The sequence below is a fragment of the Ignavibacteria bacterium genome (assembly GCA_025612375.1).
Classification (GTDB): domain Bacteria; phylum Bacteroidota; class Ignavibacteria; order Ignavibacteriales; family SURF-24; genus JAAXKN01.
Map to the genome: position 1 here is coordinate 115,214 of JAAXKN010000002.1, position 16,046 is coordinate 131,259.

Genomic DNA, 16,046 nt, shown 5'->3' on the forward strand with positions numbered 1-16,046 from the left:
TTTCTACTTGAGCAGCATCATTTTCCTGACTGAAACGTTTTCTCCGGCACTCAGCCTGTAGATATACATTCCGCTTGGAAGAGCCGATGCGTCAAATTTCACTTCGTAGTTTCCTGCATTCATCTGCTGATTCATGAGCATCTGAACCCTTTGTCCAAGCATATTATAAATTGTAAGGTTTACAAATCCCGATGCCGGCAGTGTAAACCTGATTGAAGTTGAAGGGTTGAAAGGATTCGGATAGTTCTGCTCAAGAGCGAACTTTTCAGGCCTGTAGGTTTTATTTCCAGCCGACATTACCGCGTCTTTAACCAGTTTTACAATCTGGCCTCTGATCTCGCCGCTTGGGTTCAGGGCTGTGGAGGCATTCAAATAAAGGCCTTCGGTTAAGAGAGCGGCAATGTTATCAAAGTCCAGAGAATCCTGTCCCGTTGTAAGCCATACATCTGAGACGGTTTTGGTCTGGAAATTGGAGTTAACGTTATGAATAACATTTCCATTCTGTCCCAGCGGACCCCTGTAGATGCCAAGTCCTGCCGGTTCAAGACCCGTCAGTGTTGCATCGAGCACCAGGCCTGCAGGTGTAAGTGTCATGGAAGCGTTGCCGCGGGCAGTTGTTGTTACAGGCGGGACTTCCTGTACGCCGTTCATATGGGCGCTGAAGCCCCATCCGCCGTTAAGCTGTATCTGTCCTCTTATTTCTCCCATCGGGCGGCCGGGTGAATGAATTGAGAAGTAGAGTTTACCCGTCATTAAGGCTGTAATTAAATCGGGAGTCAAGGCCTGGTTGCCTGTAGTCTTCCAGATGCCTGTAGCAGTATTGCCCACAAAGTCGGTTATAATGTCTTTTACCACATTGCCCGGAACTCCGGGCTCTCCCATGTGGAAGTGCGCGCCGGAGATGACAATGCTGTCGGCCGTGATCTTATAAGTCAGTCCTTCATTTGTAAGCGTGAAGCTTCCAGTAGCCTTGGCGTTTGTAGCAACTTTAGGCACTTCCTGGCTTCCTGTAAGGCTTGCCCTGAAGTTAGTTCCGTTAGCTAAAAGGAGCTGGCCCCTGATGGCGCCAAGAGTATCAACTTTTGTGCGCACGTTCAGATAAACCTCGCCCTTAAAAAGGCGGCTGATCAGGTCGGGTGTAAGGGCCTGGAGCGAATCGGTGTATTTCCATACGCCGTTTGCGGTATAGCGCACGAATTCTTTTATGCTTCTTACTATGTCCCCGTTCTTACCTAATTTTCCGGTGTGGAGGTGAGCTGATTTCAGGGTGTCTGAATTTGCAAGCGTTATATTAAAAGCGAGTCCTTCATCGGTAAAATAAAAGCTGGCGGTACCTATTCCCTTAGTATTCTGCGGGGCTGCCGTGTGTACCTGGGAAGAAGAAAGGTTTGCCGTAAACAGGGTTCCGTTAACCATTGTAAGCTGGCCTCTGATTTCCCCGGCGCGGTTTTTATCGGTCATCAAATTGATATAGATGTTGCCTTTCATCAGCTCGGCAAGTATATCGTTTGAAAGAGGTTCGGGATCGTCAAATTTCCAGATGCCCGCGGCCTGGCTTCCTTTTAATTCATTTAGCGTTCTTACAACTCCTCCAATCATTCCTGCCGGCGCCCTGTAGAACTGTGCGGCAATAATGGAGTCCTTTGAGTTTACCGTAATATTGAAAACGAGTCCCTTGTGTGTAAGGACAAAATATCCGGTTGCCTTTGCCGTTGAATTCACAGGGGGTACTTCCTGCGCACCGGTCATATTTGCATAGAAGCCGATGCCTCCCTCAAGGTGAATCTGTCCCCTGATTTCCCCTTCGGTATGGGCTTTTGTGTGGACGTTTACATAAAGGCTGTCTGTAAGAAGAGCGGTTATCAATCTATCAGTAAGGGGCGCCGTAGCGTCAGTTCTGGACCAGATGCCGACAATCCTGTTGCTTGAAATTGAGAGCGGTTTTACCACTTCGCCGCTTAAGCCCAGCGCTCCCAGGTGGAAGTGTGCCTCGGTGGGGTCACTCAGCTGGTTTACAGTAATTGAATATACGAGTCCGGCATCAGTTAAAAGGAATGTTCCTGTGCCCGCTCCTACTGATGTTACGGCTGGTACTTCCTGGTCGCCTGAGAGGATTGTGCTGAGGCTTGTTCCGGAAGTCACCAGTACCTGTCCTCTTATCTCCCCATTGGGGTGATTTTCGGAATGTACGTTGACATAAATTTTCCCGGACAGCAGGGCATTGATAATTTCCTCAGTCAGTGGAACTGTATCATTTGATTTCCAGACGCCGTAGGCAACGTTTCCCCTGAAGGTGGGAAGAATTGATATGAGTGCCCGGCCCGTATCGCCCGGTGCACCGAAATGGAAATGAGCATCTGTAATATTTGAGATGCTGTCCACTGCAATTATATAGGTCAGACCTGAGTCTGTGAGCGTGAATGCCGCTGTTCCTGATGCCTTGGACGTATCGGCCGGGACTTCCTGCGAGCCGGTAAGCCTGGCTGTAAAATGAACCTGAGCTATGACTGCTTGTGAAAGAAAAACAAGCAGAAATAACATGCTGAATAACACGTACTTCTTCATCTAGATCCCTCCTTTTGTAATTAATTTTTTCAAAGTCTATTCACTTAATCTGCTGATGGTTCCATGTCCTGCTTTAGAATGCCGGCTTCAGGTTTTGAAAGTTAACGGGACCTGAAATGGGCAGAATGATTTTAATAGTCCTGTTTTTAGTATCTGTTTTTCAGCAAATAACATTTCAGATAAAAATACATGGCTAACTTCATCTGGTTATAATTTTGTAAAACATAGCTGGAATAGTCATAGAAGATTTGCTGCTGAGGTCTTCCGCGCTCCCTCTTAATAATATTATATTTTAATAAAATCAGAGTGTCAAGTTTTTGTTGCATCAGGAGTTATGAAATTTTTTATGTGAGGCACGGACTGGGCCAATTGTGATTTATATAAAGTTTTGTGGAAAAATTAATTCACACTCTGGCGGCTCTGTGCTAAAGATTTATATTAACTAAATGGACCGGACGCAGAGTTCCAGCGTAAACGTGATTAAAGTGCATACTAAAACAGATAATACGGACGCAGAATGAGAACAAGAATTTTATGCCTGATTGCAGCAATACTGTTTATACCGCTTTCATCTTATCCCCTGACATTATCGGCGGGGGATTTTTTCAATATATCAGACAGCCTGCTAGTAAATGGAGGAGATAAAACTGAAACGGGAGTGGCCGGCTTAAGGTCTGATTCAATTTCCGGCAATTTCAATATAAAAGAAAATCCTTCAGGTGAAGAAAAGCTTTCTGAAGGGAAGCCTCAGGATTATCTGCCCAAATGGTATGAAATGATATCAAACATTCCGGGCGATTACGTGAGGTATTACAGGACTGAGCTTACCGAGGAAAACCTTCCCCTTTATGCCGGAATATTTACTCTTACGGCACAGCTTATACTAGCCGATGACATTACCTGGCAGGGGTCTCACGGGATTTATAAGAGCAGTACATTTGCCAAAAACTGGAGCGACATATTTACCGAGATCGGCGACGGCAGAACACAGTTTGCGCTTGCGGCCGGTTTTGCGGCCTACGGCTTTATCGGCGGGAATAACCGCGCCCTTAGAACCGCAAGCCAGATAGTTGAAGCTGTGCTTGCCTCAGGCGCCGTTGTACAGGTGCTGAAGCACCTGACCGGAAGGCAAAGTCCTTATGTTTCCTCTCAGCCCGGGGGGGTGTGGCGGTTTTTCCCCAACCAGATTTTATATCATAAGCACGTGCCTGAATATGATGCTTATCCTTCCGGGCACATTGCAACCTCAATGGCTGCATTTGTGGTAATTGCAGAAAATTATCCTGAATATAAATGGATCAAGCCCGCAAGCTATTCACTGGCCGCTCTGATATGCATAGGCATGGCCAATAAGGGAATCCACTGGTACAGCGATTACCCCCTTGGAATTGCACTGGGATACGCCTTCGGAAAGATGATTGCTCATCCTGAACTGACACCCCGCAAAGAAACGATGGAGAAAAAGAAAAAAGTTGAAGTAAGCCTGATGCCTTACGTAACTCCTGCTGCAAACGGGCTGAGCCTGGGCGTGTCATTCTAAAAAAATGTTTTGTTTTTTTTTATGGCACTGCTCTGCCATAACAAGGACAGTTTTTCGCATTCAACAACTGACATTTGGGAATATGAAATATATCTTTTCCGTTCTCTTAATCTTATTGTCTTTTTTCTGCGGGATAAGTGCGGCTGCTTTTAGTGAACCTGACTCACTTATGGCAGCAAGAGGTGATTCCCTCGTGACAGAAAAAAGGGTCCAGTTAATTGTTCCCCGGGAGGCTGATACCATTCAGGCCATACCCTGGCATCAGATGATTACCCGTATTCCGGAGGATTACAGCTTATTTTTTAAGACTACTTTTTCCTCCAAAGCCCTTCCTGTTGTAGCAGGGCTTGCGGCCCTGACCGGTATACTTATGACAGTGGATGAACCTCTGGGTTCCTGGAGCCATTCGCTTGTCCACAAGTCGGAGGGCTACAATCGTTTTTCCAGGCTGATGGTGGAATTTGGCGACGGGAGGTATCATTTCCTCTTTGCCGGGGCACTTTCGATCTATGGAATTTCAGCAGGCGACTCAAGGGCCCTTTCCACGGCAAGCAATATAGCAGAAGGGATAATTGCAAGCGGCATTGTGGTTCAGGTGTTAAAAAGAATAACAGGCCGTCAGAGCCCCGAGGCATCAGGAAACGATGCGGGCGAATGGCGCCTGCTTCCAAATCCGCAAAAGTACCAGAGGAATCAGCCGAAATATTACGCGTTCCCCTCAGGCCACATAACAACTGCAAGCCTTACAGTTACAGTTCTTGCCAATAACTATCCTGAAATCAAATGGATCAGGCCCGTTGGGTATGCTCTTGTAGGAGGGCTGGGTATAGGGCTAATGTCAAAAGGGATGCACTGGATCAGCGACCTTCCGCTTGGGATCCTCCTTGGATATACTTTCGGCAATATAGTTGCGCCTGAAAAAAGGAGCAGCCCGGGGGAAGCCACAAAAGGGGGATTGTCGGTCCTCCCGCTGTTTTCCCCTGATTCATATTCTTTAATGTTTGCCTACAGGTTTTAGGACCATTTCATGCGAGCATGGGGCGGCTTACCTTTCTCTTTTTTGCATCCGCAGGTGTCTCTGCTCCCTCTTACCGGCCAAATTCCCATATTGGCCGATATTCCCTTTAAAGGCCTGAAGGATCTCATATTTTTGTACTATAGATAAATTCATTAAATGAAAAACCCCTGATTTGGGCGAAATTAGATGGATTTTGTAAAAAGTGAACGGTCGTTCGGAAAATGAATGGTAAAAATAAATACTACAATTGATATTCATCTAGTGAATACATATTTTAGTATTTGAATTATCATTTATATTATGGTTAAGAAAAAATGGAAGATATCAGTAAATTGGGCAGAAAAGAAAGAGAACGCCTGCAAAGAAAGCAGGAAATACTCAAATCTGCCGCAAAACTCTTTGCCGAGAAGGGATTTTCAAATGCTACACTGGAAGATATAGCTACAAGTTCTGAGTTCGGGATCGGTACGATCTACAACTATTTTCAGAATAAAGAGGAGATCTTCAGGAGTATTATAGAAACCATTCTCAATTCTAACCTGGAGATTGTAAGTGAAACGGACCGCACCACTACCGGGCTCATTGAATTTTTGAAGTCATACACCAGAAGCACATTTAAAAACTTTATTGATAACAAAGATGAACTGCTTCTGCTTGTAAGTTACTTTACCGGCATCGGGGAAAAACCGGTTCACCTCAGCCAGGATTGTTTTAAGGACAAGAATTGTCAGATTGACGAGGTATTCAGGAAAAGAATCCGTGAGGGAATTGAAAACAGGGAAATCAGGGATCTGAATCCCGAATACTTCTACTACTTTTATCATACGTTAATTTTCCCTTACGTCGTTACGCAGCTTAAAAAGAAAAGGCTGGATCATTCAAACGTTGATGAGCACTTAAATTTCGTACTGGACATTTTATTTAATGGAATCTTAAACAAGCAGATAGATCGTGAAAGGAGTTAAAGTGAAAAAAAGCATATTGTTAGTTTTAGTATTGTTTGCAGCTAGTCTGTATGCCCAGACCTCTTCAGAAGGCGTTCTGAAGATATCACTGGGTGACGCAGTAAATATGGCTCTTCAGAAAAATAAAGATATACTCATTTCCAGGCAGGATCTGGATAAGTCGGAAGCCCAGATAAGCGAAGCATACGGTAATGCTCTGCCGCAGGTCAATCTGTCGGCCAATTATTCAAGGAATATTGAGCTCCCGGTGCTCTTTCTTCCGGCCGGCGTGTCATTTGGCGCGCCAAAGACTGATTCGCCGTCCGGCACGGCAGCTTCTGAACATCCTACAGCCTTAAAGCTTGGTTCAAATAACAGCTACACGGCAGGTATTACGTTGAACCAGGTCCTTTTCAGCGCAAAGGTTAATACTGCAATACAGATTGCAAAGGAGTATCGCAACTATACTCAATACAACACGGATGCAACCCGTGAAAATGTGGTTGATTCTGTAAAGAGAGCTTATTATAGTGTTCTATTGCTCCAGCAGGTGCTGGAAGTAAGCCGCCAGGGGCTTGATCTTGCAAAGGCTAACTATGATAACGTAAGCCAGCTTTACAAGCAGGGGATGGCAAGCGAGTTTGATTATCTTCGTTCAGGCGTTCAGGTATCAAATACGGAGCCCGGAGTAAGCAAGGCTGAAAACACGCTCCAGCTGGCAAAGAACGGACTCAAGTTCCTTCTGGGAGTGGATCTGAAGGAGAATATTGAGCTTACAGGCGCACTTGAACTGGATGAACTGCCGCAGGGTGTAATTGAAAGCGAGAGCCAGACGGCTGTTGAGAAGAACAGCATGATTCAGGCGCTTGCTTCACAGGAAAACATACTGGAGAAGAACATACAGATACAGAGATCTGATTATTTCCCTACTCTGGCAGCATTCGGTTCCTATCAGTACCAGACGCAGGATAACACATTCCAGTTCAGTAATTACAACTGGGCCAAAAATTTTACGGTTGGCCTTCAGATCAGTTATCCTATATTTAACGGTTTACAGACTAAATACAGGACAGAGCAGGCGGTTATAGACAAGGAAAAGCTTTCTATTACGCGTTCAAAGCTGGAAGAGGGAATTAAGATTCAGGTTGAGGCCGCGCGCCTTAAGATGATGGAAGCCAAGAAAAGAATTGATGCGCAGCAGAAAAGTGTGGAACAGGCTGAACGGGCAGTTACAATTGCAGAAGTCCGCTATAAAAACGGCCTTGGCACACAGATAGAGCTCATAGATTCACAGGTGGCGTTGACAAATACAAAGATCAATAAGGCTCAGGCGGTATATGATTATCTGACTGCACGCGCCGACTGGGAAAAAATAACAAGTTTTGGAAAATAAATCTTTCGGGGAAAGACTCAAAAGAAACAGGGCTTCCGGGACAAAACCCGGTGCGGGATTAAAACAATAAGAGGAGTTTTCAAAAAATGAAAAGAAAGTTTGGATTTTCAGGAGGGACGGCAGTAATGCTGCTCTTAGCTTCTTCGCTGGCTTTGACAAGCTGCGGCAAGAAGGATGCAGAGGCGGAAAACAGGACTGCCAAAAAGGAAAAGTCGGACTCGGTTTCTGTAATTACGGCCAGGGTTGAAACAACCAGCATGTCATTAACCAAGACTTATACAGGTACTCTTGAAGGCGATAAACAGGCTAACATTGTGTCTCAGCTTGCCGAGAGGATTGTGGATATTCCGGTTAAAGTCGGGGATAACGTGAGGGCCGGGCAGGTTATAGTAAAGCTTGACAAGGGAGGCCTTACCTCGCAGTACTATCAGGCGCAGTCGAATCTGCAGAATGTGCAGAAAAGCCTGGAAAGGACAAAGTCGCTCTTTGAAAGCGGGGCTATTGCGCGCCAGGCTTTAGATCAGGCGCAGACAGCTTTTGATATAGCCAAAGCAAATTTTAACGCCGCAAGAAACGCCGTTGAGATAACCACTCCGATAAGCGGCGTTGTTACAAGTGTAAAGCTTAACATTGGCGACTTTACCTCACCCGGCACACCGATTGTAACGGTTGCCACAATAAGCCAGCTTAAGCTTATAATGAGTGTAGGCGAAGGAGACATTCCTTATGTGACGGCGGGTAAGAACGTTAAGATTTATTCCGAGCTGAATCCCGATATAACTGCAAAGGGGAAAATTACAGAAATATCGAAGAGTGCGGACCTCAGCACGCGTACTTTCCAGATCAAGGCCACGTTCTCAAATGCAAAGAACGCCTGGTTTAAGCCGGGCATGTTTGCCAAGGCCGACCTGGATCTTTCAACTCAGAAAGCTGTAAACATTATTCCAAGGGAAGCCGTCGTTTACGCTGAAAAAGGCCCGCAGGTCTTTGTTATTTCAGAAGGCAAGGCTTACTCAAGGAACGTTAAACTTGGCCTGCAGAATGACAAGTATATTGAAGTTGTTGACGGCTTAAAACCCGGTGAAGCAGTTGCACGCGTGGGCATGAATAACCTGAAAGACGGAATGCCTGTAGTTGTTTCTACGGACACGAAGCTGCTTTCAGAAAACTAAAAGAAAGGGAAACTAATTGTATGAAACTTGCTGATGTATCAATAAAGCGTCCCGTATTTGCTACGATGATGATTTTTGCTCTCGTGGTGCTTGGGCTTTTTGCTCTGACGAGGCTTAATATTGACCTTTATCCGGACGTTGATATACCTGTAGTTGTTGTAACAACAGTTCTTCCGGGTGCAGGTCCTGAGCAGATAGAGTCGGACGTTACGAAACTTATAGAGGATGCAATAAATCCTGTTGCGGGCGTGGATCATATATCATCAACCTCACAGGAAGGTGTGTCAATTATAGTCACGCAGTTCAAACTGGAAGTAGATGGAAAACAGGCCGCACAGGAAGTGCGCGAAAAAATAGCTGCAATCAGGAGCACTCTTCCGCAGGACATAAAGGAACCTATTATTCAGAGGTATGACCCTGCAAGCCAGCCGATACTTACCCTTACAGTTGCAGGACAGCGTTCTGAAAAAGAGCTTACTACGTTTACAAAAGACGTTATAAAGAAGCGTCTTGAGAACGTGCCGGGCGTAGGTTCTGTCGATCTGATAGGCGGCGCCGAGAGGGAAATACATATTGATGTTGACCTTGAAAGGCTTAAAGCCTATGCGCTTTCAATTAATGACGTTGTTCAGGCCGTCGGCGCCTCAAACGTGGAGATCCCGGGTGGTAACCTCGACCAGGGTACGCGCCAGTTACTTTTGCGCACGATGGGAAAATTCCAGAACATTGAAGACTTTGGGAAAATTATCATTGTTTCGAAGTCGGGCGGTATTGTAAGGCTTAACGAAGTTGCACAGATCAGTGATGCCGCTGTTGAAAGAACGAGCCTCTCCAGGTATAACGGAAAGCCTGCCGTTGGTCTTAACATCATGAAGCAGTCGGGAGCCAACACGGTACAGGTTGCCGATGAGGTCCAGAAGGAGCTCAAAATACTCCAAGGGGATATTCCGCAGGACGTAAAGGTTTCGGTTGCAGAGGATTATTCAACATTCATACGTGACTCTGTAAACGACGTGCTCTTTGACCTTTTCTACGGCGGTCTATTGGCAGTTATAGTGGTTTACCTCTTCCTTGCCAACATGAGAAGCACGATTATTAGCGCCATAGCGCTTCCGACATCCATCATAACAACGTTTATGGTGATGTACATGCTGAACTTTACGCTTAACATGATGTCGCTTCTGGCACTTTCGCTTGCAGTAGGTTTGTTGATCGATGACGCCATAGTGGTTATTGAAAACATATACCGGCATCTTGATCAGGGCGAGACCCCGATGGAGGCGGCAAAGTCGGCTACAAGTGAAATCGGCCTTGCGGTGCTTGCAACGACGTTCACTATAGTTGCGGTATTCGTGCCTGTAGCGTTCATGCCTGGAATAGTAGGAAGATTTTTCTACCAGTTCGGTATCACGGTTTCAGTTGCCGTGCTTGTGTCGCTTTTTGTGGCTTTTACGCTGACGCCTATGCTTTCATCGCGCTGGCTGAAGAAAGAAGACGAGCATTTATCGAAATCGGGCAACCCGCTGCATAAAATGCTTTATTACTTCAATCATTCATTTGAATGGCTGAACGGCAAATACCGTTCAACACTGGCCTGGTCGTTAAAGCACCGTCTGATGGTAGTGCTGGGTTCAATTGCGGTATTTATCTTCAGCATATTCATGATGCGGTTTTTAGGTACGGCATTCTTCCCTGATACAGACAGGGGTGAATTTACGATACAGGTCAACGCCGCGGCCGGAACATCGATTGAGCAGACGGACAAAATGTGCCGCATTATTGAGGAGAAGCTTCACGGCGTAAAAGAGGTGACAAACCTTCTTACAACCGTAGGCGGCAACAATATTCCGGTAAACAAGGCGTCCATTCTGGTAAAGCTGACCAAGAAAGGCGAGCGCCAGAGGAGCCAGGATGAGATCATAAGCAGCCTGAGAAGCGAGCTGGTAAACTTCCCCGGAGCAAATCTGAACTTTGCGGTTCAGGGAGGTCCCGGAGGGCAGGAGAAGCCCGTTACATTAAGCGTCAGGGGTGCTGAAATAAATAAAATCAACAGCATTGCTGAAAATGTTAAAAGTATTGTTCATTCCACTCCGGGCGCGGTGGATATTGAATCTTCGCTTGAGGCTTCAAAGCCAGAGGTGAGGGTCAGGATTGACCGCGACAAGGCATCGGATCTTGGAGTTAATGTAATGTCAGTTGCTTCTTCAGTGCGTTCGATGGTTGACGGATACGTTGCCACAAAGTACCAGGAAGGTAACGAGCAGTACGACGTAAGAGTGCGCCTGAAGGAAGAAAACCGCAAGTCGATCAGCGATATCGAGAACCTCTCAATCATGAGCAATAAAACGGGTCCAAAGAGCGAAAAGATCAATGTGCGCCTGGGCGATGTGGCAGATGTTTTTGAAGGAGTAGGTCCTTCGAAGATCAACCGCTACGACCGCCAGAGGGAGATCCGTGTTGATGCAAACGTGTCCGGAAGGCTTATGGGCGAGGTTTTAGGAGACGCAATGAAAAAGACGAGCAAGATCCCTCTTCCTGCGGGTTATACAATTTCTGTAGTAGGACAGGGGCAGCAGCAGGCGGAGTCATTCTTAAACATTCTTATATCGCTTGCACTTGCAATTGTGTTTGTTTACATCGTGCTTGCAATGCAGTTTGAAAGCTTTGTCTACCCGTTCTCGATCATGCTTTCGCTTCCTATGGCTATTGTAGGAGCGATCATGGCGCTCATTATATTTAACAGCGCGCTTTCAGTAATGTCGATGATCGGTATAATCATGCTGATGGGTCTTGTGACCAAAAACGCAATTCTGCTTATAGATTTTACAAATACGCTGCGTGAGAGAGGTCTTTCAAGGACGGAAGCACTTCTTCAGGCAGGTCCTACAAGGCTTCGTCCGATTCTTATGACCACGCTGGCCATGATTTTCGGTATGGTGCCTGTAGCGCTCGGTTTAGGTGAAGGAAGCGAGTTCCGCTCGCCCATGGGGCAGGCAGTAATTGGTGGTCTTATCACCTCCACAATGCTGACGCTGCTTGTTGTGCCGGTTGTATATACAATTATAGACGACTTATCGATAAGGAAGGCTTTCGGATGGGTATATAAGCTCTTCCCATTCCTCAGGCGCAGGGAAAAATTAGAGGTTGAACCTAACCCTGCATCTTTCGAAAAATAGTATTATCTTACCAACAAGTTCCGCCATGGCTTAATATCCATGGCGGAATCTTTTCTTTTTTCATTCAACATTCAGCATTCAAAATTCAAAATCCTTTTTTATGGAGGTGCTGCGATGAAAATAGCATTTGTTATTTACCGTGATATTTACGAAGACAGGGTTTCGACTGTTCTTGAGAAGGCCGGAGTTGACTTTTACACCGAATGGGAGAACGTGAAGGGAAAGGGGCATAAGACAATCCCTCACCTGGGTACGCGGGCCTTTCCGGGCTATAATAACGTCCGCATGATTGCCTTCGAGGATGAATGCCAGCTGGAGGAAGTAGCCAGGCTCTTAAGGGAGATGAATGCCGGCATAACGATGAAAGACGACCTTGCGCGCATGTTCCAGATCCCGCTGGAGAAGGTGATTTAAGAATTGAATCCGGCTGTATAAAAATTGCAGCCGGATTTTTTTTTTTTGCGCAGTAAAATAACCGAAATCTCCTTCCCCTGATTTATTTTGCGGGCTTGTTGCTTGCTAAAAATATTTGAATTAACTTTCCATGTAAGAAGTTATACCTGTTGCTATACCTGAGAGATGACATTTTTTACCGGTCCGGATATGTTATTATCCCCATCCGGCAGAGAGAAAACAAAAGTGTTCCCTGCGTCCTTTAACGTTAAGTTAAAAACAATTAAAGGAGAGTATAATGGAAACCGTAGAAAATGCAGAACATGTGGGAAATGAAGCACTGGATAAGGATACTAAGCTCTGGGGTATGCTCTGCCACCTGTCAGCCCTTCTGATGTTTGTTATCCCCTTTGGAAATATTATCGGGGCGCTGGTCGTCTGGATGCTCAAGAAAGATGTTTCCCCTTTTGTGAACGATCAGGGCAAGGAATCGCTGAACTTCCAGATTTCCATGACAATTTATATCTTTGCCGCTTTTGTTTTAATGCTTGTGGCAATAGGCATAGTGCTGATGGTAATTCTGGGTATTCTTGAGCTGATACTGATCATAGTTGCCTCAGTTCAGGCTAACGATGGTAAAGCCTACAGGTATCCTTTAACTGTGAGGTTTATAAAATAAAGCCGCTCTTAAAAAGAGTTTAAGGGAGAGGTCAATTCCCCCTTAAAAATTCCGCCTCCCCGTCAAGGGAGGCCGGAAAAATAGCGCCTTCTGAAGCCCTAGTGATTAAAACCTCAGGAGCCTCATAGTACAAAACTGTTAAAAATGTGTATGATAAGGTAACTAACCTTTTTATGGAAAGGAGCAAATTCCCCTTTTTCTCCAGGCAGGAAGAAATGTCTTTAGTCTATCGCTTTGGAGGAAAAGATTACAATATAATTGAACATAGCATGATTTTGCTGCATGCAAAAACAGGAGTTATTGAATGGACAGCACTCAGAAACCCGGCTCAACGGTGCCCGGCCAGGAATCGGTATCCGTCAAAGGATCAGATTCAATTGACGAGCTCATTAAACTTGAAGAATCTTTTAACCTGCATGACCGTATTTTCGGAATTGACCGCAGGGTCCCTCTTTTAGACGGCCGCTGCATACCTTATGTAAATCTGGATAATGGAGCAAGCACTCCCCCGTTAGTTGAGGTAATGAAGGCCCTTGAGGAGTTCATGCCTTACTATTCCAGCGTTCACAGGGGTACGGGATTCAAAAGCCGCCTCAGCACGGCAGCCTACGATAAAGCTCATGAAATCATCGGGCACTTTGTGGGCGCAGATCTCAGTACAAACACAGTTATTTTCGGCAAGAACACTACCGAGGTATTAAACAAACTTTCATACCGCCTTGAAATCCCGAAAGACAAGGTGGTTATAACAACGCGCCTTGAGCACCATTCGAATGACCTTCCGTGGCGCGACCGTGCAAATGTGGTTCACGTAAAGGCTACACCGGAAGGAAGATTTGATGAAGAGGATTTTGACCGCCTTCTGGAAGAGTATAAAGGGCGCATAGGGCTTGTAACCGTAACCGGGGCATCGAACGTAACGGGATTCATCCAGCCGATTCACCGCCTGGCCCGCAAGGCCCATGCCGCAGGCTCCAGGATCCTGATAGATGCCGCTCAGCTAGCCCCGCACCGCAAGATAGATATGAAAGCCGACGATGATGCCGAACACCTGGATTTTATTGTGCTTGCAGGACATAAAATGTACGCTCCCTTTGGAACGGGTGCTTTAGTAGGTCCCAAGGAAGTATTCTTAAAAGGAAAGCCTGAATACTCGGGCGGCGGCACGGTTAACGTTGTTACGCAGGATGAGGTATACTGGGGCGGCACCCCGGACCGTGATGAAGCAGGAAGCCCTAACGTTCCGGGTGCAGTTGCCATGGCTGCCGCGGCAAAGGCTTTGCTTAAGATCGGAATGGATAATGTTGCAGAGCACGAAAGGGTGCTTACAGCTTACTGCCTGGAGCGCCTGAGGTCAATTCCCGGCGTAACTGTTTACGGCGAGACCGATCCGGCCAGGGCAGAAGAAAAAGTCGGCGTTATTCCATTTAACCTTGAAGGCGTTCCGCACTTCCTTTTGTCCGCAATTTTAGGCTACGAAGGGGGCATTGGCGTAAGAAGCGGGTGCTTCTGTGCGCATCCGTATGTGGTGCATCTTCTGAATTTAAGCGACAAGGAAGCCGAGGACTGGAGAACACAGCTCCTTGCGGGCGACAAGTCGAACATGCCCGGCATGGTGAGGATCAGCTTCGGGTGCTACAATACAATGGAAGACGTGGATAAACTGATAGAAATGGTTGAAAAGATTTCGCGCGGTGAATACCAGGGCAAGTACCGCCTGGTGAAGAAAAGCGGCGAATACATTCCCGAAAACTATGAGGACATTTTTGAGCCCTATTTCTCACTCGGCGAAGAGGCTTAAGGGAAATAAATATAGCCTTTCATCAGGCATAAATTTTCATAAAATTATTAAAAAGTGAATTAAATGGAGATTAAGATGTCCAAGATGAAAGTAAGTGTTCCGCACAATCTGGGTGAAGGTGAAGCCGTAAGAAGGGTAAGCAGCCTTATTCAGGAGCTTAAGAACCAGTTCGGCAGCCAGGTGACTGACGTAAGAGAGAGCTGGAACGGGAACCGAGGGGTTTTCTCATTCCGTGCCATGGGAATGGCTGTTGACGGTGAGCTGTCGGTGCACCCTTCAAAAGTTGAAGTGGAAGGAAATCTTCCCCTGGCGGCCCTGCCGTTCAAGGGCACAATTGAAAGTACAATAAGGAACAAGCTTGAGAATCTCTTAAGCTGAAGTAATCTTAAGCTGAAGTAGTCTCAGGCTGAAGGAATCTGATAAATGAAAATAAGCCGCCTTATGGGCGGCTTTTTTCTTATTATTATGAGGACGATAAATCTGCAGGAAAACTATCCTGAAATATGTTATATTTAGTTGGTCCGCTGTTTTTATCATATTTGCGCGCCCTGACCCGAAATAAAATGAAGACAAAAAACGACATTACTGTAAATAACTGGCTTGAGCTGCAGAAGCTTTTATTCGAGAACTCCTGGGATGAAAACATAATGCGCTACCGCTCCCCTTATGCATTCAGGGGGCTTTCAGACAGGGACTATGACCTTAAGACCAGCCTAATGAGGCTTGGGGGCAAGTACGAGGATATGGAACGCCACCTGCTTAGAAATTTCAGGAAATATGCCCCTAAAGGCACTCTGGAAAGCGATCTGATCTGGGACTGGCTTGCCGTGGCCCAGCACCACGGGCTTCCGACAAGGCTTTTGGACTGGACCTACTCGCCATATATAGCACTGCATTTTGTTACAGATGACCTTAGAAAGTATGAAGAAGACGGCGCCATATGGTGCATGGATTACATGAGGTCCAATGAGCTCCTTCCGGGTCCATTAAGGAGTATACTGAGGCAGGAGAGTTCACTTGTCTTTACGGGCGAGATGCTTGAAAGCGTCTGCAAGGGGCTGTCTGAACTGGAAAGGCTAAAAAGCTCGGCTGATGAATTTGTGGTTTTTCTGGAGCCCCCATCCTTTGACGAACGCATAATAAACCAGTACGCCCTGTTTTCCTTTATGTCGAGCGCCAGGAGCGTACTTAATGAGTGGCTGGAGAACCATCCGGAGCTATTCTTCCGCATCATAATTCCTGCAAAGCTCAAGTGGGAGATCAGGGATAAGCTGGATGAGGTAAATATAACAGAAAGGGTCCTCTTCCCGGGCCTTGACGGGCTGAGCGCCTGGCTGAGAAGATATTACAGACCTCCAAGATAAG

Annotated in this window: 12 protein-coding genes; 11 read left to right on the forward strand and 1 reads right to left on the reverse strand. The window is 46.2% G+C overall.

Features of this window, described 5'->3' with window-relative positions:
* Positions 1-3: 3 nt before the first annotated feature.
* On the reverse strand, positions 4-2,565 hold the full coding sequence (locus tag HF312_02275; protein MCU7519012.1) for a CHRD domain-containing protein: 2,562 nt from the start codon (positions 2,563-2,565) through the stop codon (positions 4-6).
* A 517-nt stretch (positions 2,566-3,082) separates the two neighbouring features.
* On the opposite strand from HF312_02275, the gene HF312_02280 reads away from it, so the two are divergent.
* The 11 genes from HF312_02280 (at position 3,083) to HF312_02330 (ending at position 16,045) form a co-directional block, all read left to right on the forward strand.
* A complete protein-coding gene (locus tag HF312_02280; protein ID MCU7519013.1) occupies positions 3,083-4,105 on the forward strand; it encodes a phosphatase PAP2 family protein in 1,023 nt (340 codons plus the stop codon).
* Positions 4,106-4,274: 169 nt separating this feature from the next.
* Positions 4,275-5,123 carry a phosphatase PAP2 family protein gene (locus HF312_02285; GenBank protein ID MCU7519014.1) on the forward strand — a complete coding sequence of 283 codons (849 nt, stop codon included), beginning with the start codon at positions 4,275-4,277 and terminating at the stop codon, positions 5,121-5,123.
* A gap of 314 nt (positions 5,124-5,437) precedes the next feature.
* Entirely contained in the window at positions 5,438-6,088 is a 651-nt protein-coding gene (locus HF312_02290; GenBank protein MCU7519015.1) for a TetR/AcrR family transcriptional regulator, read from the forward strand.
* Position 6,089: 1 nt separating this feature from the next.
* Positions 6,090-7,460, forward strand: a complete 1,371-nt coding sequence (locus HF312_02295; GenBank protein MCU7519016.1) for a TolC family protein — start codon at positions 6,090-6,092, stop codon at positions 7,458-7,460.
* A gap of 86 nt (positions 7,461-7,546) precedes the next feature.
* Entirely contained in the window at positions 7,547-8,632 is a 1,086-nt protein-coding gene (locus HF312_02300; GenBank protein MCU7519017.1) for an efflux RND transporter periplasmic adaptor subunit, read from the forward strand.
* A 20-nt stretch (positions 8,633-8,652) separates the two neighbouring features.
* Entirely contained in the window at positions 8,653-11,808 is a 3,156-nt protein-coding gene (locus tag HF312_02305; protein ID MCU7519018.1) for an efflux RND transporter permease subunit, read from the forward strand.
* 114 nt (positions 11,809-11,922) lie between these two features.
* Positions 11,923-12,222, forward strand: coding sequence for a hypothetical protein (locus HF312_02310; GenBank protein ID MCU7519019.1), 300 nt, complete (start codon positions 11,923-11,925; stop codon positions 12,220-12,222).
* Positions 12,223-12,499: 277 nt separating this feature from the next.
* Positions 12,500-12,880: a DUF4870 domain-containing protein gene (locus HF312_02315; GenBank protein ID MCU7519020.1), complete on the forward strand. Its 381-nt coding sequence runs from the start codon at positions 12,500-12,502 to the stop codon at positions 12,878-12,880.
* A gap of 304 nt (positions 12,881-13,184) precedes the next feature.
* Entirely contained in the window at positions 13,185-14,681 is a 1,497-nt protein-coding gene (locus tag HF312_02320; protein ID MCU7519021.1) for an aminotransferase class V-fold PLP-dependent enzyme, read from the forward strand.
* Between the two features lie 75 nt (positions 14,682-14,756).
* Positions 14,757-15,059: a polyhydroxyalkanoic acid synthase gene (locus HF312_02325; protein MCU7519022.1), complete on the forward strand. Its 303-nt coding sequence runs from the start codon at positions 14,757-14,759 to the stop codon at positions 15,057-15,059.
* Between the two features lie 185 nt (positions 15,060-15,244).
* A complete protein-coding gene (locus HF312_02330; GenBank protein ID MCU7519023.1) occupies positions 15,245-16,045 on the forward strand; it encodes an FRG domain-containing protein in 801 nt (266 codons plus the stop codon).
* The last annotated feature ends 1 nt before the right edge of the window (position 16,046 follow it).